General features: G+C 37.5%; 17 protein-coding genes. 7 read left to right on the top strand and 10 right to left on the bottom strand.

The window, feature by feature from the left end:
* Position 1 precedes the first annotated feature (1 nt).
* The 5 genes from CDOMC_RS01115 to nspC form a co-directional block, all read right to left on the bottom strand.
* Positions 2-2,830, bottom strand: a complete 2,829-nt coding sequence (locus CDOMC_RS01115) for a formate dehydrogenase subunit alpha (RefSeq protein WP_236861324.1) — start codon at positions 2,828-2,830, stop codon at positions 2-4.
* A gap of 27 nt (positions 2,831-2,857) precedes the next feature.
* Positions 2,858-3,037, bottom strand: coding sequence for a twin-arginine translocation signal domain-containing protein (locus CDOMC_RS01105; protein WP_169975626.1), 180 nt, complete (start codon positions 3,035-3,037; stop codon positions 2,858-2,860).
* Positions 3,037-3,765, bottom strand: a complete 729-nt coding sequence (locus tag CDOMC_RS01100) for a TorD/DmsD family molecular chaperone (RefSeq protein WP_172127202.1) — start codon at positions 3,763-3,765, stop codon at positions 3,037-3,039. The genes CDOMC_RS01105 and CDOMC_RS01100 overlap by 1 nt, the downstream gene beginning before the upstream one ends.
* Positions 3,766-4,066: 301 nt before the next feature.
* Positions 4,067-5,332 (bottom strand): DUF2920 family protein, encoded by a 1,266-nt coding sequence (locus tag CDOMC_RS01095; RefSeq protein ID WP_172127200.1) that lies wholly within the window; start codon positions 5,330-5,332, stop codon positions 4,067-4,069.
* Positions 5,333-5,341: 9 nt separating this feature from the next.
* Positions 5,342-6,481: a carboxynorspermidine decarboxylase gene (nspC, locus tag CDOMC_RS01090; RefSeq protein WP_172127198.1), complete on the bottom strand. Its 1,140-nt coding sequence runs from the start codon at positions 6,479-6,481 to the stop codon at positions 5,342-5,344.
* A 92-nt stretch (positions 6,482-6,573) separates the two neighbouring features.
* Here nspC and CDOMC_RS01085 point away from each other — a divergent pair, with 92 nt between their 5' ends.
* Both CDOMC_RS01085 and CDOMC_RS01080 read left to right on the top strand, forming a co-directional pair.
* Entirely contained in the window at positions 6,574-6,801 is a 228-nt protein-coding gene (locus CDOMC_RS01085) for a MoaD/ThiS family protein (protein WP_172127196.1), read from the top strand.
* 1 nt (position 6,802) lies between these two features.
* The gene (locus CDOMC_RS01080; RefSeq protein ID WP_172127194.1) at positions 6,803-7,237 is read left to right on the top strand and encodes a molybdopterin synthase catalytic subunit; all 435 of its coding nucleotides are present in this window, start codon (positions 6,803-6,805) and stop codon (positions 7,235-7,237) included.
* Positions 7,238-7,295: 58 nt separating this feature from the next.
* On the opposite strand, the gene yedE is transcribed toward CDOMC_RS01080, so the two are convergent.
* Complete coding sequence (gene yedE / locus CDOMC_RS01075) at positions 7,296-8,363, bottom strand: YedE family putative selenium transporter (protein WP_172127192.1); 1,068 nt, start codon at positions 8,361-8,363, stop codon at positions 7,296-7,298.
* Between the two features lie 157 nt (positions 8,364-8,520).
* Here yedE and CDOMC_RS01070 point away from each other — a divergent pair, with 157 nt between their 5' ends.
* Positions 8,521-9,717 carry a molybdopterin molybdotransferase MoeA gene (locus tag CDOMC_RS01070; protein ID WP_172127190.1) on the top strand — a complete coding sequence of 399 codons (1,197 nt, stop codon included), beginning with the start codon at positions 8,521-8,523 and terminating at the stop codon, positions 9,715-9,717.
* A gap of 95 nt (positions 9,718-9,812) precedes the next feature.
* Here the strand turns inward: CDOMC_RS01070 and CDOMC_RS01065 are convergent, their stop codons facing one another.
* From CDOMC_RS01065 to CDOMC_RS01050, 4 genes are all read right to left on the bottom strand, one after another.
* Positions 9,813-10,202 (bottom strand): hypothetical protein, encoded by a 390-nt coding sequence (locus tag CDOMC_RS01065; RefSeq protein ID WP_172127188.1) that lies wholly within the window; start codon positions 10,200-10,202, stop codon positions 9,813-9,815.
* 818 nt (positions 10,203-11,020) lie between these two features.
* Positions 11,021-12,265 (bottom strand): NAD(P)/FAD-dependent oxidoreductase, encoded by a 1,245-nt coding sequence (locus CDOMC_RS01060; RefSeq protein WP_172127186.1) that lies wholly within the window; start codon positions 12,263-12,265, stop codon positions 11,021-11,023.
* A 48-nt stretch (positions 12,266-12,313) separates the two neighbouring features.
* A complete protein-coding gene (gene hutX, locus CDOMC_RS01055) occupies positions 12,314-12,808 on the bottom strand; it encodes a heme utilization cystosolic carrier protein HutX (RefSeq protein ID WP_172127184.1) in 495 nt (164 codons plus the stop codon).
* Between the two features lie 77 nt (positions 12,809-12,885).
* Positions 12,886-14,187 carry an MFS transporter gene (locus CDOMC_RS01050; RefSeq protein WP_172127182.1) on the bottom strand — a complete coding sequence of 434 codons (1,302 nt, stop codon included), beginning with the start codon at positions 14,185-14,187 and terminating at the stop codon, positions 12,886-12,888.
* 109 nt (positions 14,188-14,296) lie between these two features.
* Between CDOMC_RS01050 and CDOMC_RS01045 the strand changes: the two genes are divergently transcribed.
* The 4 genes from CDOMC_RS01045 (at position 14,297) to CDOMC_RS01030 (ending at position 17,649) form a co-directional block, all read left to right on the top strand.
* Positions 14,297-14,935: a non-canonical purine NTP pyrophosphatase gene (locus tag CDOMC_RS01045; RefSeq protein WP_172127180.1), complete on the top strand. Its 639-nt coding sequence runs from the start codon at positions 14,297-14,299 to the stop codon at positions 14,933-14,935.
* A 130-nt stretch (positions 14,936-15,065) separates the two neighbouring features.
* On the top strand, positions 15,066-15,680 hold the full coding sequence (locus CDOMC_RS01040) for a hypothetical protein (RefSeq protein WP_172127178.1): 615 nt from the start codon (positions 15,066-15,068) through the stop codon (positions 15,678-15,680).
* Positions 15,677-17,314 carry an FAD-binding oxidoreductase gene (locus CDOMC_RS01035; protein ID WP_172127176.1) on the top strand — a complete coding sequence of 546 codons (1,638 nt, stop codon included), beginning with the start codon at positions 15,677-15,679 and terminating at the stop codon, positions 17,312-17,314. Before CDOMC_RS01040 ends, CDOMC_RS01035 begins: the two co-directional genes overlap by 4 nt.
* Entirely contained in the window at positions 17,311-17,649 is a 339-nt protein-coding gene (locus CDOMC_RS01030) for a c-type cytochrome (RefSeq protein WP_172127174.1), read from the top strand. The genes CDOMC_RS01035 and CDOMC_RS01030 overlap by 4 nt, the downstream gene beginning before the upstream one ends.
* Positions 17,650-17,719: the final 70 nt, after the last annotated feature.

Here is a 17,719-nt window from a genome sequence, read left to right as displayed (position 1 = left end):
ATTACGCCTTTTCTATGCGGCATAGACCGCCTTTTGTTTCTGGAATTTGAGTTACTATATCATAGCCGTAGTTAGTAACCGTATTTGCACTCTCTCCGGATGCGAAAGGTTTAGTTCCGTCCGGGAAATTTCCAGTCAAATCAACGCCCTGCATAACTCCTGCAAAGTGAAACGGTAAAAATACCATATCAGGAGCCACAGAATGAACTATCCTTGTTTTTACTTTAATTCTAGTTCCCTCAGGAGAGTAAATCCATATCATATCGCCATTTTTAAGCTGATATTTTGCAGCCAAATCAGGATGCACATCAGCAAACATCTCAGGAGTTAAACGCGCTAGATATTTGCTAGCTCTATTTTCCATTCCAGCTCCATTTAGATTTACTAAACGTCCGGTAACCAAATTTACAGGGAAATCTTTAGCAAAATCTGTGCTTTGCTGCAAGCTCTCGTATTTTGTAAATACGCGGTAGTGATTTGGTTTATCTTTAAAGCTTGGGTACTTCTTGGCAAGATCTGTTCTTGGCGAATGTATTGGCTCACGGTGTTGAGGAATTTGATCTGCAAAAGTCCATACTATCGCTCTTGCTCTTGCATTTCCGTAAGGAGCGATACCCTTTTCCATACATTTTTCGGCTATTATACCGCTACTATCGGTAGCCCAGCTTGCGCCCATTTTGGCTCTTTCTTCTTCTGTTAAAGTTATGCCTAAAACTTTTTCGATGTTTTCTTTTGTAATTTGAGGATAACCGCCACTTGCAACTCCACCAACCGGTGCAGACCCCTCTCCTGCTAGCTGATTTACGCCGTTATGCTCTAAACCAAAGCGATTTCTAAAGCCCATACCGCCCTGCATAACAGGTTTATTTATATCATATAAATTAGGGCTTCCAGGATGCTTAGTCGTCCAGCAAGGCCAAGGCAATCCATAATATTCACCCTCAACTGCAGTTCCAGGCTTACCAATAAGAGTTTGATCGTCAAATTTATCCCAATTTTCCTGATGTCTCTTTAATCTCTCTGGAGTCCATCCCGTAAGACCTATACTCTTTACTATGCTTGAAATTTCTCTAGTAGCGGCTTCCGGCCACTCGATCTTACCGTTTTCATCACGAATAGTTCTGGTTAATTCGTCATAAAATCCTATACGTTTAGCAAGTTCAAATAAAATTTCTTGATCAGGTTTGCTCTCATACATTGGCTCGATAGCCTGAGATCTCCACTGCCCTGAGCGGTTTGTGGCTACAACCGTTCCGCTTGTCTCAAACTGAGTAGCAGAAGGAAGCAAGAATATATTATCTTTTTTATTTGTAACAATACCCGCTTCATTTACGAAAGGATCGGCTAGGATGAGAAGCTCAAGATTATCAAGACCCTCTTGTACTTTTGCTTGTTGAGCTGTGGATGTGATACCGTTTCCTATGACAAATAGCGCCTTTAGGCTTGCTCCTGCGTTATCTATAGGATCGTTTCCATTCTTTCCGTCAAGCGGTCCAGCCCACCATCTAGCAAGAGTAAAGCCCGGTTTAAACATCCATTCAGGCTTAACGAAATTTCCTTGCAACCACTCGTAATCAACCTTCCACATCTTGGCAAAATATTTCCAAGAGCCTTCGTTTTTAGCATAATATCCCGGTAAGCTATCAGGAGCATTTGCCATATCGCTTGCGCCTTGAACGTTATCGTGTCCGCGAAGGATGTTGCATCCGCCGCCACTTACGCCCATGTTGCCTAGTATTAGCTGGAGGATAGGAGCTATACGAGTGTTTGAGCTTCCTATAGTGTGCTGAGTTAGTCCCATAGCCCATACAACGGAGCCCGGTTTGTTTTTAACGAAAACTTCGGTTATCTCTTTAAGAATGCTAGCTTTTACGCCCGTTACATCCTCGACCACTTCAGGAGTCCATTTTTTAGCCTCTTCGCGGATTAAGTCTATACCGTAAGTTCTATCTTCTATGAATTTTTTATCTTCCCAGCCGTTTTCAAAGATCAAATTCATCATTCCGTACATAAAAGGAATATCCGTTCCCGGGCGAATTTGAGCGAAATAATCAGCCTTAGCCGCAGTTCTTGTATATCTTGGATCAACCACGATAAGCTTAGCGCCGTTATTTTCCTTAGCTTTTAAGAAATGTCTAAATCCAACAGGGTGATTAACCGCCGGATTTGCGCCTATTATAAATATAGATTTTGCGTTTTGGATATCTCCAAGGTGGTTTGTCATAGCGCCGTAACCCCAAGTATTCGCCACACCGGCGACTGTTGCACTATGTCAAATTCTAGCTTGATGATCTAGGTTGTTCGTTCCAAACATAGCAGCAAATTTGCTTATATAGTAGCTTTGTTCGTTGCTAACTTTGGCAGAACCTAGAAACATCACTTGTTCCGGATTTTCCTCTCTATATTTTTTAAGCTGAGCGCCTATTCTGTCAAACGCTTCAGTATAACTTATGCGTTTCCACTTGCCATTTTCTTTAACCATAGGGTACTTTAAGCGACAATGAGAGCGAATCATATCGATCATATCGCTACCCTTACAGCAATGACCACCTGCACTTACTGGGTGATCTTGAGCAACCTCTTGACGAACCCAAACACCATTTTCAACCTCTGCAATAACTCCACACCCCACAGAACATGCTGTACAGATGCTCTTTACGATTCGAGAATTTGGAAATGGATTCTTTTTCTCTTCACTACTAGCCTCTCTTGTAACTCCGCTTGCGGCAAGTCCGCTAACAGAGCCTATGGCAGTAGCAAGCGATGCCATCTTCAAAAACGATCTACGACCGATTTTGCTTGGCGCAATACCTATATTAGCTTGCGACATCCTAGCCCTTTCTATACCTTATTAAATTTACTTTGCTTGTTGATAGTAAAATTCCCATGTTTTGCTTCTTGTATAAAGCACCTCATTTTTCTTACTTTTCCCACTTTTTAAATTTGATCCCGCAGAATATGCAGCAGTTGCAGCTACAGCTGCTGCACTTCCGGCAAAACCAAGTTTTTTGAGAAATTCACGTCTTGTTTTTTCCATTATTCCTCTCCCTCAAAATTTTTAGCTGTCATTTTTCTAACTCTATTTTTCTCTCTTCTAATCATCTCCGAACGAGATATATTGTCATAAGATTTCTTGCTTGACTCGTCACGAACTGGAGGTTTTGATAACTCATAGCACACTCTTTCAAACTCTATGAAGCTTTGAAGAAGCGTTACTACATCTTTATAAATTTTAGCCTCTTCGTGCATAAATAATTTTTCACAAAATTGATCTATATATGGATTTATTATCTCTTTAAATAGCTGCCCGGCAAGCTCTTCATACTTACTTTCTCCTATGGCAGCTCTATTTACAAATTCGCTCATAAGAGTAAAAACAAATCCGACACTATCTTCATTCTCTTTGAAATTTTTCTCATCCCTCCTAATGTCCGTATGCGCCAATATCTTTCTTATCTTTGCGCATACATTTCCTATCTCAAAACCCTCATCATAGTAAGAGAGGCTATTTCTAAGTGGTTTTGGAGGGGCATGAAATATATTATCGTATTCATCTATTATATTTTGTGGATTTTTCTCATTAAAATTTGAGCTAAGCCTCATTATGGCAGCGGCAGAATTTTCATCAAAGTTAGCAGTAGTCATCAAAGAGAGCATTTTTGAAACGCCATCAAATCTATCCTCTTTAATACTAAAGACAAAAAGTCTTGAAAAAAGCGAATAGTAAAGCGCTCTAGCAGCTGCTATTTCCCTCATACTTGCCATCTTTATTTCCCTTTTAATCTCAAATGTCGAAAGTGTTTATCTAAATTTCGACAATGAAACTATACTACGACTAAGCTTAGCAAATATACTTAAAAAAATATAAGACCAAAAAGTTAATTTTAGCTTAAATATGCCTTAATTGCATAATTAAAACTCCCTATTTTTAGGGCTTTTAGAGCTATTCCTGAAAACAAATTTTTACTATTTTTTATTAGAAACAAATCTCAAAATCAATTTATATTATTATCAAAATAGTATAAATTTTAAAAAACTAGAATTAAGTATGATATTTTTATGAATTTTATTGTTTTGTTTTAGAAATTGCCAAATTTATCTTATCATCCATCTCATAAAATTTATATATCAAATCAACACTTTTATAACTTATGCTTTTTTGGTTCCAAGGCTCTTTTTTTACTTTTTTTAGCTTTTTAATCATTTTTGATAGCTCTTTTTTAATAAGGCTTTTTATAGACATATTCATGCCATGTTCTAAATTTTTAATAAATTTACCGTCTATTTCACTCTCATCTTTTATCATATTTAAAGTAGCATCGAATCCAAACTCTCGAAGTATTTTATAAAGCTCCGCCTTGTCGCTTGCTGGAGCAATACTAGTATCTTTTACGGAGTGATAACTGACGTAAATTGGCTTTGGATACCCACTTTGTATTTTTAAGTGATCCAAATTTAACAAATAACGTATCTCCTCCCTTGCTTCAGAGAAATAGTTTGGCGAATTTTGATTTAAGGTCCAATAAGTCTTATCAGAGCAAAAGATATTAATATTATTAAAAAATAGTGTAGTTGAAAAGCCATAATATTTTTTATAGTCAACCTCTTTGCCAAATCCTATAAAAGAAAAAGGATTGTTTGCATAACAACTATTATCTATCACTCCGTCAATTAACCATGGGGCAATTTTTGCAGCCATGTGAGCTAAATATCCACCATGTGAGCTACCCAGCATAATAATATTAAGATTATCCGTATTTGCTCCAAAAACTTTAAATGGCGGAGAATTTTTAATAAAAAGCAGTGTGTTTATGAGATCTTGAGCTTGCATAATACCAAAATTTTGATATTCATTTTTAGTTGGCTGAATAGTTACGGAAAGTTCCATTAAATAATCATCAGGAAGTTCTCCTTTGGCTTTTTTGTCAGATAGTGTTTGATTAAGACCAAGCAAAATGCTTTGTGTCATTTGATAACTCTCTAAAGAGCTTAGATCTCCACTTAAAGGAATACCTATCTCTTGGCATTTGGCAGCTAAATAGTACTGATCAATTCTATCCATACAAAATACAGAACCGACTTGAGGTCTATTTCCGATACAATGATAATTCACAATTACAACAGCCACACCAAATTCCTTTACAGCAAACTCGGCCAGATGCTGTTTGTAAGATGAATCTGCATCGCCGCCAAGTCCTGACACTACAAATAGCACAGTTTCTATCTCGCACTCGTTATCATAACTTATACGAAATTCCAAAAGTGAATCTCGCTTGATATTAAGCTCTACATCATCACATGAAGCAATTTCATAGCTTTTATTAACTATCATTTTATCTCTTTAATTCCTATCCTTATATTGCTCGTATCCAAATTTTCTAATTGTTTTTATTTCGCCGTTTTCTTTAAGAAGTAGCAGATCAGGCAGTTTGATTCCGTTAAAAGTCGTGTTTTTTACGATAGTGTAGTGGATCTGATCTTCAAATATCACTGTATCGCCGATCTTTAGCTCGCTATCAAATTTATATTCGGCATTGCCGGCGTCAATCCCCACGATATCGCCTGCAAGACAGGTATTGCCGCCAAAGCGATAGCTAAATTTGCCGTTTTTACTCTCGCCGCGCACAGCCGGACGATAAGGCATTAGTATGGTATCAGGCATATGCGCTTCAGCTGATGTGTCTAAGATGGCGATATTTTTCTCGTTTTCAACGATATCTAGCACGCTTGATATCAAAAATCCGCACTGCCAGCCAACTGCCTCTCCGGGCTCCAGATATACTTCAACTCCATATTTTTGACGGAAATTTTTAACTAGTTTTATAAGTAGATCGACGTTATAGTCTTTTCTAGTGATATGGTGTCCGCCGCCGAAATTTATCCACTTCATCTTAGGTATAAACTCGCCAAATTTCTCTTCAAACGCCATAAGTACGGTCTCTAGGCTCTCGGCACTCTCTTCGCAAAGCGCGTGAAAATGAAGCCCCGTGATACCATCAAGCAGATCAGCTCTAAAATTTTTAGCGGTTATTCCAAGACGGCTAAATTTGCCGCACGGATTATACATATCAGTCGGCGCAACCGAACTTTCAGGATTTACTCTAAGTCCGCATATAGCGCCTTTTCCAAGAGCTTTATCCTTAAATTTTTGCCATTGATTAAAGCTATTAAAAACAACATGCTTTGAGATATCTAAAATTTCATCGATATCCTCGTCTTTAAACGCCGGCGAATAGGTATGAATTTCGCCTTTTATGTAATCTTTTGCAAATTTTGCCTCATGCAAGCCGCTGCAAGTAGCTCCGTCAAGATATTCGCTTACGATATCCATCACGCCGCTTAGCGCAAAGCCTTTAAGCGCTACTAGAATCTTCGCGCCGCTTTCATCTTTAACACGTTTTAAAATTTCTAAATTTTTGCGTAAAAGCGCCTCTTCGCAGACATAAGCAGGTGTTTTTATACTATTTATTATTTCTTTCATTTTTTCTCTTTGAGTTATAAATATAAGTTTACTAGTATATCTAAATTTAAAAATTTTAGGCTAAAATGGGATAAATTTTTAAAGGATGTATGATGGTAGAAATTGAGTTTTTAGGACCTATAAAGCTTGATAATATAAAGCTTGAAGCCTCAAATTTATCTGAAGTTAAAGAAAAGCTAAATAAATATACAAATTTTGAATTAAACAAGTGGCTTAAAATTTGTGCTGTAGCTTTAAATGACGAGATAGTTAGCTCTCTTGAGGCACCACTTAAAGACGGCGATAGAATTTCTATTTTGCCACCTGTTTGCGGAGGTTAAGATGGAAATTTACGAAGGAAGCTTGGAAGTAGAAAAGATCACAAACGCTTGGTATAACGAGTTTAAAGATAAAAATTGCGGTGCGTTTATCACATTTGTGGGCATCGTGCGCGAAGAAGGCGGCATAAGTGCGCTTAGCTTTGATATATATGAGCCGATTTTAGCAAAATGGCTAAAAGGCTGGGAAGAAAAAGCGGCAAAAGAAAATGCTCACGTCCTCTTTGCTCACTCAAAAGGCGATGTGGCTGTGCATACAAGCTCGTATGTCGCAGGCGTGGTAAGCCCTCAAAGAAAGGTTGCACTAAAGCTAATCAACGAATTTGTCGAGGACTTTAAAGCAAACGCCCCTATCTGGAAATACGATGTGATAGACGGCGAAAGAATTTATGCCAAAGAGCGAAGCCAAGCGATAAAAGGCGCAGGGCTTTTAGCATAACTTATTATTTTGTCCAAACTATGCCATATACAGCGTAGTTTGGATAAATTTATGCCGATCAGGCAACTTTCTTATGGAAAAATCCAACATATACAGCGAATATAAATCCTATCGCTACCGCCCAAGGTGCTGCCGCAGTTATTCCATTTGGAGAGCTCGCTAATAAAAAGTTATGCGCCACTGCCGCACCAGCCATCATGCCTATAACAAAAATCACAGAGCTTAAATTTCCTGCACCCATTTGAACTAAGTGCTTACCAGGACATCCTTCGCTTAAACTAAAGCAAAGCCCGGCAAGAACCATACCTAAAAAATTCCATATATAGTTATTATGCGCTATAGGCTGAGCCTCGAAGCCAAATTTATACTGCCCAAGAGCCATATTTGCGATAGTTGCAAATACTATTATGCTGATAATTCCACTAAACATCGAAAAGTCTTTGTGAAATAACCTACTAAATGCTCCAACACTACAAAATTTACTCTTATGCATCAAAGCACCAATTATAATACTTAAAACAAGTGAGGCAATTATAGGAGCATGCTGAGATCCAGGACCTTTAGCCGACTCAAATAAAGGCGCATTATCGCCTAGCTTTAGCCCAAGCACTAAAGCCAAAAGCATAATCACTCCTATAATAGTAGGCAAAAATCCCATAGCCGCAGGAAGTCTGTCGCCTTCCGTAAGTGCATATCCGCGTTTTTTAAAGAATATTCCTATACCAACTCCGGCAGCAAGCCCTACAAATCCAGCTATTGCGGTCATATCACCACCGCCTAAACGCAAAAAAGCTCTCCAAGGACATCCTAAAAAAACAAGACATCCTATCATCGCAAAAGCACCTAAGAAAAAGCGAGTAAATGGTGACGAGCCTGTAGTTGCGGCAAATTCCTTAGTCCAAAACATACTGGCAATAAATCCACCTATTATTAGACCTATGATCTCAGGTCTTACATATTGCACGACAGCAGCTCTGTGAAACCCGAGCGCACCAGTTGTATCGCGCAAAAAGCAAGCGGCGCATACACCCATATTTCCAGGATTGCCAAAATATACTAAAATCGCGCCAAGTAGGCCCAAAGCACCGCCGGCAGCGATAAACCACTTATAATTTGAAAAATTCATTGAAGTTCCTTGAATAATTGTAAAATCAACCTGATTTCTTGTGTAAGATTTTACAATTGTGAAAATAAAAAGGTGATAAATTTACTACTTTATTTAAAACAAAAATGATAGAATATGCAAATTTTAAATAATACTCTAATCATACTAAGGATATATAATGAAAGAATGGGCTAAATATGATGACACTTTAAAAATTTTGCGCTCGACGATCATACCTTGGGATAAAGTTCAAAAAGTAGCCATCACCGAAGCACTTGATCGCCATATCGCTACCGATGTCGTTGCGGCAGATAACTACCCACCAAAGCCTACTTCTGCTATGGACGGATACGCGTTTAAATGGAGTGAAAATTTAAGAGAACTAGAGCTCATCACCGACCTTCCGGCAGGCACCGATAAGGGTATTATCGTAGAGAGCTCAAAGTGTATCAAAACCTTTACAGGTTCGCTTATGAGTGAGGGCACAGACACGCTTGTGCCTGTTGAAAACGTCGAAGTTGCAGGCTCTAAAATCATAATAAAAAAGCATGTAAATAAAGGCTTTGCGGTTAGAGAGGTCGGCGAGAGCTACAAAAAAGGCGAAATTCTAATCAAAAAAGGCACCAAAATAGGCTACGCAGAAGTTGCGCTTATGGCTGAGCTTGGGATGTTTCACATAAGCGTATTTGTGCGCCCGCGAGTTGCGATACTAGCAACCGGAAGCGAGATAAGAGATCTTGGCGAGCCACTTTTAAACTCTGCTCAAATTCACAGCTCAAACCACATCGCAATCGCCCAAATGGTGCGCAAAATAGGAGCCGAGCCGATCATCTGCGAGATCGCAAAAGATAACGCCGACACCGTAAAAGAGGCTATCATCAGTGCTTTAAAGAGTGCCGATATCCTAGTAACTACGGGTGGAATTAGCATGGGGGATTACGACTTCGTAAAGGGCGCGCTCGATCAAAACTTTAAGATAATAATAGACGGAGCGGCGATAAAACCAGGCAGACATATAAAAGTCGTAAAAAGCGAGGATAAATACATCTTTGCACTTCCTGGATTTCCGTATTCGGCGATGGTTATGTGCGTGCTTTACGTGCGAGTTTTGATAAACGCTTGGTTTGATCTGCCCGAGCCAAAGATAACAGCGATAATGGATGAAGACTATAAAAAACGCTCGCCGTTTTTGGAATTTACGGCTGTAAATTTAGTAAATCGCGACGGCAAAATTTACGTAAATTTAGACGGCAAAAAGCTTGGAAGCTCGGCTATCGTAAATAACCTCTTAAAAGACGCGGCTCTTTTAATCATCCCAAAAGAGACCGAATTCATCGCAAAAGGTGAAGTAGTCGAAGTTCTAAAGATGGTTTAGGCTGTAAAATCAGCCTAAACCTTAATAAATATCGTCTATTTTTCTTTTTAAGAAAAAAACGCCAAAAATATAGCAAAAACTATCAATGAAACTATTTAAAGCCTACTCATAATCTCTATACTAATGCCATGATTATCTAAAAAGTTAGCATTTGAAAGTTGTAAAATGTCGTTTGATACAGATATAATTGTAAAAAGAATTAAAAATGTTAAAACATACTGAATTGTTTTATCAGAGTTGGATTTTTCTTTTGCTCTCAAAGCATTAAGCATAAATATAAATTTGGACTCAGCATCGTTATAATCAGCTTTTTTCTGATCAAAATTTTCTATTGTTTTTTGATGAAATACACAATTCTCAACGCTGTTTTCGAAAAAAGAATGAAATAGTTTATTTTTTTGCAAAAAATAATTGTTTAGCCGATAGGCCTCTGATAAGTATTTTGATTTATATATTTTATTATCTAAAAATTTTATCTTATACAATAGTTCTATATAAATATTTTAAATTTTATTATATATTGAACTTTCATTCAAAATGTATGAGTCAATATCCAATAAACTAGAAATAGAATTTATATCTTTATCAAGACTATAAACATCCTTATTCCAAAAACAGTAGGTCCACAATCTCAAAAGATTATACGGGCTCAAAACAGCTTCTGAAAAATTTATTTTTTGATCATTAAATCCACGTCTTATTTTATAAAATTTACTACTATCTATAAAAAAATGAGTTCTTTGCAAAAAATAATCTTGTTTGTTGTTGAATTGTACATAATTTTTTTTCGTCTACTTTAATAGAAGGAAATCCATATTTATAGCCTTTGCTAAATTCTATAATTTTATTTTCTTCCAAAACTTTTGAAACCTCAATAACAAGCTCATACAGTTTATCTTTAAAATCTATTTGAAAATCTTCAATAGCAGTATCAATATCATTAGCAAAATCAAAATTTCGTTCAATATAACTTTCTATAGCAGCAAATCAATCGTGATAGAATTTAATGATAAAGCTTTTTATGCCGTATTTTTTTATATATAAATCCTCTACTGTGGACACTATAAATTTTATATATTTTGATTTTTCTTTATATTTATCAAACCAATACTTCTCAAAAAATACTTTATAATATTCTTTTAATTCTGATTGTAATTTTTTTATAAGTTGATTTGCAGTATCAGGATTCAGTACCTAATCTTCAAATAATTCAGTAATACTGTGCGATAAATAGAATCCTCGATTTTCAACTATTAGCAAAGCAGTCCTCCATCTTAATTAGTATTTTAAAAAATATTTTTTATTAATTATAATTTAACCATCTTTCAAGCCTTAATTCCAAACAATCAGACACTACTTTTGCGCTTGCAAAGGCAAAGTGTATGTTATAGCCGCCAAGCATGCCAGTAACGTCTAAAACTTCGCCTATAAAGTATAAATTTCTTTGTTTTTTGCTCTCAAAATTTTGATTTAGCTCGTTTGTTAGCACACCGCCTTTTGTAACCTCTGCTCGCTCAAAGCCAAATGTGCCAGCAGGTGCGAATTTGTACTCTTGCAGCTTTAAAATTTCGGTTTTTTCGGCTTGGCTATATTCATTAAAGCTATTATCGGCTAAATTTATTGACTTCAAAAACTCAAGAGTAAATCGCTTTGGAAGCGGTAAAATCGTAGAAAGCTGCTTTTTTGAGTTTAAATTTTTAAAGCTAAAATTTGGCAAAAAATTTATACTCATCGTGCCCTTTTGCCAAAATAATGAAGCGTTTAAGACCGCTGGTCCGCTAATGCCTTTATGTGTAAACAAAACATCTCCGCTAAATTTTCGCTCGGCTATATTTTTTGCGCTTAAAGAAATTTCGGCATTTAGGCTAACGCCGCTTAAATTTTTAAACCAAAACTCATCTTTTTGAACCGTAAAACCGACTAAAGCGGGAGCTGTTCTAGCTACTTGCATGCCAAAGCTCATAGCTATCTCGTAGCCTATATCACTTGCACCAAGAGCCTTGTAGCTAAGTCCGCCACTTGCGATGACAAGATGTTTGCAGCTGAATTTTTGCCCGTTATGAGTTAAGATTTCAAAGATTTCATTTTGTGAATTTGATAAACCATTATGGGCGTTAGCATCGCTTTTAGTAGGATCTGAAATTTTAGAAACACTTTTTACATCACAGTTGTAAAATATCTTTGCTCCGCTTTGCTGCGACGCTCTTAAAAGCACGCCAAGAACGTCTTTGGCCGAGCTAGCACAAAAAAATTGATTTTGTTTTATCTCTTTAAATTTAAGCTCGCTAAAAAACTCAAGCACTTCGCTAAAGTCTAAATTTAAAAGAGTCTTTGTGACAAATTCTTCATCGCCAAGATAGTTTTGCGCGCTTATATAGCGGTTCGTGACATTGCACTTGCCGCCACCGCTTGCGATGATTTTTTTGCCGGCGGAGGGATTTTTTTCAAGGATAGCTACACTTTTGCCGTGCAAATTTGCTGCCAAAAAGAGCCCGGCAGCTCCTGCACCGATGATTAAGATATCGTAAATTTGATTTGCAGCAGTCATCTTGCCAACCTCTAAAAATTAATATATGGCAAGATGACTAAAAAATTTTTAGAAACTATCTTTTAGCGCGAAAAATTTCTTCTCTTGCTCTGAGTCTAGGTTATGCTTCTCGTCGCGATTTATATAAAGCTTAAAGATTATATTATTGTCTTTGCCGTAAAAATGCAAACTATGTCCAAGCATACCCATAAATTTAGTACTTGCAAAGCCTATATTGGCTATCGCATCTTCTTTTAAATGTCCGCCTAAAAAGCCACTTTTACCGCAGAAATTTAAATATCCTTGAGCTTTTTTAGGGCTTGAAACTTTAACTTTAATCTCTATTATAAATTCAGGAGTATTTTTTATAAAATTCATCTCTCCCCAGCTACTAAGCTCTTCAAAAATTTTTTCCAAATGCTCAGAGCCAATAAGCTTAAACTCGTCCTTGCCTCTATGTTTTAAAACCTCGAACTCGCTAACTCCAAGTTGCTTTGCAGCCTCATAAACAGACATCTTTTGATCTTCAAAAAGCTTGTCAATTTTTTGTTTTAAATCACACATTGTTTATCCTTTAAATAATTTTGGTAATTATATTCAAAATTTAATAAAGAATAAATAAAATATTGCTAAATAAAAATTTAAGCTTTTAAAATCTCTCTGATTCTCTCTTCGGTAATTAGAGTTGAATTGTATTTGACGACAAAATTTGCCGAAGTCTTGTAATACTCTATCAAACCTTTTTCATCTTTAAGTAGTTCAAAGTCTAGACCTTGATCTAATCCAAAATACAAATTTTTAAATATCACAGGATTATCAAGCCATCTTAAAAGCACGAGCCAAATAATACAAAGTGCTATGAAAACAGCACAAAGAACATCTAAATCAAAATATTTTAGCAATACTCCAGCCCCGACTCCGCCTATGAAGCTACCCATAAAACCAGATGAGTTAAATACGCCAAGAGCAGCGCCCTTTTCGTTAGCCTTTGCAAATTTTGAAGCAATTGACTGCATTATAGGCTCATGCATGTTAAAGCCTACGAAAAACAGCACAACACCTATACAAAACACTATCTCGCTATTTGCCAAAGCAAAAAAGAGGTAAGAGGCTATAAATAGCACTATGCCAAGTATCAAAAGGTGCTTACCAAGACCTCTTTTTTCGCCCATTGCGCCACCTAAACCCATTGCGATAAATCCAAAAACCGTCGAAACGGCATAAATCTTCCAAAGCTCATCTTTGCTTCCGCCAAAATTATGAACCAAAGCGATAGGAATGATGAAAAAAGCTACAGACATCAGCATCTTTTGCATAAAATTTGTAGTATTCATAAGAAATAAATTTTTGTTTGAAAGTAGTTTAAAAAACGGAGTCTTCTCCTCTTCATGCCAGGTTTTGCTCTCTTTTGGAACGGCAGTGTATAAAAGGATAATACAAAAAAGACTCAAAGCGGCACTTAGATAAAATAGGCTAGAAAGCCCGAATTTCGCACTCATTACCGGAGCTACGAGCATAGATAGCGCAAAACTTATGCCGATAAATGCGCCCATTATAGCCATTGCCTTGCCTCGCACTTCCTCTTTTGTGCTATCGCTTATCATAGCAGTGGCAACTCCGCCTATAGCGCCGGCTCCTTGAATAAAACGACCCAAAATCATAGTGTAAATATCAGTCGCATTAGCGCAAATCAAAGCTCCAACGATAAATATCAAAAGCCCAAAAAGCAGAGTGATCTTGCGACCAAACCTATCTGAAATATATCCAAAAGGTATCTGAAATATAACCTGAGTAAGCGCGTAAACACCGATCAAAACTCCAACTAAAAATTCGTTCGAGTAGTTAAGCTCCAAGGCATATACGCTAATAACCGGCAAGATGATAAAAATACCAAAAAATCTACTTCCTATAATAAAAGATAGAGGCAAAACACTTTTTAACATATAAATTTTCCTTTTAAAAGAGAGATTGTAGCTTAAAATGGCTAAGATATTTTTAAATTTTAAATAGATTTTAGGTAAAATCACGATTAAAATTTGAAAAAGGCAAACCGTGAAAATATTACTAGCCACATCAAATAAAGGCAAAGTTAAAGAGATAAAAAGCTTCCTAAAAGAGTATGAAATTTACGCTTTAAGTGAGATTTGTGAGCCTTTTGAGATCATTGAGGACGGAAGTAGCTTTAAAGATAATGCACTCATTAAAGCAAGAGCGGTTTATAATAAAATTTGCGAGCTAAATTTGCAAGACGAATTTATAGCTTTAAGCGATGATAGCGGCATTAGCGTTGATGCTCTTGGCGGAAGACCTGGAATTTATTCTGCCAGATTTAGCGAGCCGGCAACAGACGAGGCAAATAGAGCTAAACTGATCTTTGAGCTAAAAGAGCTAGATTTAAGCTCATCGCCAGCGCATTATACAGCTTGTATTGCGGTTGCAAGCAAATTTGGAGAGTTTAGCATGCACGGCTTTATGTACGGAACTGCAATTACGGAAGAAAGAGGCGAAAACGGCTTTGGCTATGACGCGCTATTTATACCAAATGGCCTTAATAAAACCCTTGGAGAGCTTGATGACGATATTAAGCTTGAAATTTCTCACCGATCAAAGGGCTTAGAGCTAGCAAAATTTGTACTAACAAGCATTGAAAAGAAATTTAATCGATCTAAATTTATAAAATCTTCTAATTAAAATCATTTAGATATAAGCTTAATAATTGATTATAAATAAAATTTAAGACCAAAATATTATCTTATATATAAATAATTCTAGCTACCATTTTATTATTAAAATATTACTTTTTTATTTCTAAGGAGGGCAGATGAATGAGTTTTCCAGACGGAATTTCCTAAAAGGCTGTGGGCTAGCAGCTACAATAAGCCTGACAAGCGCAGTATATGCCGATACTTTAAGTACAGATAATACAGTGCTAAAGAAAAAATTTAACTACACACATCTCATATACGATGAAACTTCAGATATAAGCAAGAGCTTTGCAAAGAGCCTAAAAGCTGGCGGAAAAGCTAAGATGTTAAAAGTCGATAACGATATATCAGATATCTATTTTAAGCTTACAAATAGCCTTAAAAAACATCCAAACAGCGTCATAACAGGGCTTAGCAGCTATGAGACGTTCTTTGTTATGCAAAATTTGCTTAAGGATTATGGATTTGTGCTATTTCATAGCGGCACTCACACTATACAAAACGGAGCCATTAAGCATGAGATAAAAACCTCAGCAAGCATGAGCGATAAAATTTCAAAAAGCCTAAAAAGCAAGGAGTGGCAAAGAAATTTGGCTACAAATTTAAGCAGCTTCGTGCTTGAGAAAAACAGTCACAAATTTGAACTGACTACGCCAAATAAAGGCGAGCAAGAAAGCATAATGTGCTCGTGGATAATGGCGTCTAAAAATGTAAAAGGAGCAGTTATATGATACTTCCTGTAGGAGTTGATGAGAAAAATTTCAAAGCGGCAGCTGAGAAATTTAAAAAAGCGATCGGTGCTGAAAATGTATTTACCGAAAGAGAGGATGTCGATCTTTATAGAGATGCGTATTCGCCTGAGTGGGACGAGGAGACAGAAGCGGTGCCTTCTATGGCGGTAGCGCCAAAAACGGTAGAAGAGGTACAAGCGATAGTAAAGATCGCAAACGAGCATAAAATTCCACTTTTTCCTATCTCGACCGGTAAAAATTTAGGCTACGGCTCAAGTGCGCCAAATCGCCGCGGTGACGTTGTAGTAGATCTAAAAAGGATGAATAAGATCATAGAGGTTGACGATAAGAGAAATTTCTGTATCCTAGAGCCCGGAGTTACCTACTTTGAGCTTTATGAATACTGCGAAAAGCACAATCTAAACGTGATGATGGACATACCTGATCCAGGCTGGGGCAGTCCTGTAGGCAACGCGCTAGATCACGGCTGGGGCTACACATACGGCATGTATCGCGACCATTTCGGCGCTCACTGCGGCATGGAGGTAGTGCTTCCAAACGGAGAGCTGATGAGAACGGGCATGGGCGCACTTCCTGGAGCAAAGACTTTTGCCGAGAACAAATACGGTTACGGTGCTTACGTGGATGGGCTATTTGCTCAGTCAAATTTCGGAATCGTAACCAAAATGGGTTTTTGGATGATGCCAAAACCTGAGTATTACGCCCTACTTTCGCTAACTGCGCCGATGAGAGAGGATATCGTCCCGATAGTTGAAAATCTAAACTACCTTGAAGACTCATTTATCGTGGGTTGGCCTCTATATAGAAGCCCGCTAAATCCGCCTTACGGCAAGCCGATGAACCCTGAGTTAAAATCATACCTAACAAGCAAGGGCGGCAAGCCTGATCTTGAGAAAATTCAAGACTATGCGCTAAGAAATAAAATTCCATATTGGCAGATAGATATACCGATTTACGGCAACAAAGAAGCAGTTTATGCCAACATCGAATACGTTAAAAAGCGCTTTAGAAAGATAAAAGGTGCGGAGATAAAGATGGTGCAAGAGTTTGCCCTCCCTATGAGTGCTGAACAAATCAAGCAAATGAAGCATAAAGTAAGTCTTGGTATCCCAAATATGGAGATTTTCTGGCTTAGCACTAGAGGTGAAACTATCGAGCCAAAAGACGGTCACGTCTGGTTTTCGCCTATCATACCGCGCGACGGGCGCGAACTGCTTAAGTGCCAAGAGGTCTATATAGACGTATTTCATGAGATGGGTATGCCTTCGCCGATAACTCCGTTTGCACACCCTAGAAGCTGGATGTATCACGCGTTTTGCTTCATGCTTGGCTTTGGCAACTCTCGAACAGACGTAGAGCACAACAAAAAGATGAGAAAAGTGTATAGAAAGATGGTCGAAGTAGCGGCTGCAAACGGCTGGGGCGACTACCGAGCGGCACCGACATTTCAAGATGACGTTATGAATACTTATTCGTTTAACAACCACATCCTAAGACGCTTCATAGAACAGCTTAAAGATACTATCGATCCAAACGGCATCATAGCTCCGGGACGTGGTGGAATTTGGCCAAAATATGTAAGAGACAGCAGAGAAAAAGGCGGTAAAAAATGAGAAATTTGATAAAGATAACAGCTTGCGTGGCACTTGCGGCTTTAGCTTGTATGGCTGGAAATTTAAATGAAAAGCAAAAAGAGGGAAAGAAAATTTATGACACATGGTGCTTGCCGTGCCATGGCGCAGGAATGCCCGGCACAAACGCTCTTGGCGTGCTTTATAAAGACTCTGGAATTCCTGCAAATTTAGAAGAAAGGACAGATATAACTCCTGAATTTGTGGCACTTTTTGTAAGACAAGGAAAGCATAGCATGCCGTTTTTTAGAAAGACGGAGATAAACGATAAAGAGCTAGTTTCGCTTGGCGAATACCTCTCAAGAAATAGCAAATAACACTCTCAATTCGGTTAAAATTTAGCGGTTTTAACCGAATTTTCTTAATAAATTTAATATAGTTTAATCA

The sequence above is a fragment of the Campylobacter sp. RM16192 genome (assembly GCF_004803855.2).
GTDB lineage: Bacteria > Campylobacterota > Campylobacteria > Campylobacterales > Campylobacteraceae > Campylobacter_A.
This window is presented reverse-complemented; position numbering and strand designations above follow the sequence as displayed.

Excerpts from the sequence above, each read along its gene's own strand:
- CDOMC_RS01105 (WP_169975626.1), bottom strand. The coding sequence starts at position 3,037 with ATGGAAAAAACAAGACGTGAATTTCTCAAAAAACTTGGTTTTGCCGGA.
- CDOMC_RS01100 (WP_172127202.1), bottom strand. The coding sequence starts at position 3,765 with ATGGCAAGTATGAGGGAAATAGCAGCTGCTAGAGCGCTTTACTATTCG.
- CDOMC_RS01095 (WP_172127200.1), bottom strand. The coding sequence starts at position 5,332 with ATGATAGTTAATAAAAGCTATGAAATTGCTTCATGTGATGATGTAGAG.
- nspC (WP_172127198.1), bottom strand. The coding sequence starts at position 6,481 with ATGAAAGAAATAATAAATAGTATAAAAACACCTGCTTATGTCTGCGAA.
- CDOMC_RS01085 (WP_172127196.1), top strand. The coding sequence starts at position 6,574 with ATGGTAGAAATTGAGTTTTTAGGACCTATAAAGCTTGATAATATAAAG.
- CDOMC_RS01080 (WP_172127194.1), top strand. The coding sequence starts at position 6,803 with ATGGAAATTTACGAAGGAAGCTTGGAAGTAGAAAAGATCACAAACGCT.
- yedE (WP_172127192.1), bottom strand. The coding sequence starts at position 8,363 with ATGAATTTTTCAAATTATAAGTGGTTTATCGCTGCCGGCGGTGCTTTG.
- CDOMC_RS01070 (WP_172127190.1), top strand. The coding sequence starts at position 8,521 with ATGAAAGAATGGGCTAAATATGATGACACTTTAAAAATTTTGCGCTCG.
- CDOMC_RS01060 (WP_172127186.1), bottom strand. The coding sequence starts at position 12,265 with ATGACTGCTGCAAATCAAATTTACGATATCTTAATCATCGGTGCAGGA.
- hutX (WP_172127184.1), bottom strand. The coding sequence starts at position 12,808 with ATGTGTGATTTAAAACAAAAAATTGACAAGCTTTTTGAAGATCAAAAG.
- CDOMC_RS01050 (WP_172127182.1), bottom strand. The coding sequence starts at position 14,187 with ATGTTAAAAAGTGTTTTGCCTCTATCTTTTATTATAGGAAGTAGATTT.
- CDOMC_RS01040 (WP_172127178.1), top strand. The coding sequence starts at position 15,066 with ATGAATGAGTTTTCCAGACGGAATTTCCTAAAAGGCTGTGGGCTAGCA.
- CDOMC_RS01035 (WP_172127176.1), top strand. The coding sequence starts at position 15,677 with ATGATACTTCCTGTAGGAGTTGATGAGAAAAATTTCAAAGCGGCAGCT.
- CDOMC_RS01030 (WP_172127174.1), top strand. The coding sequence starts at position 17,311 with ATGAGAAATTTGATAAAGATAACAGCTTGCGTGGCACTTGCGGCTTTA.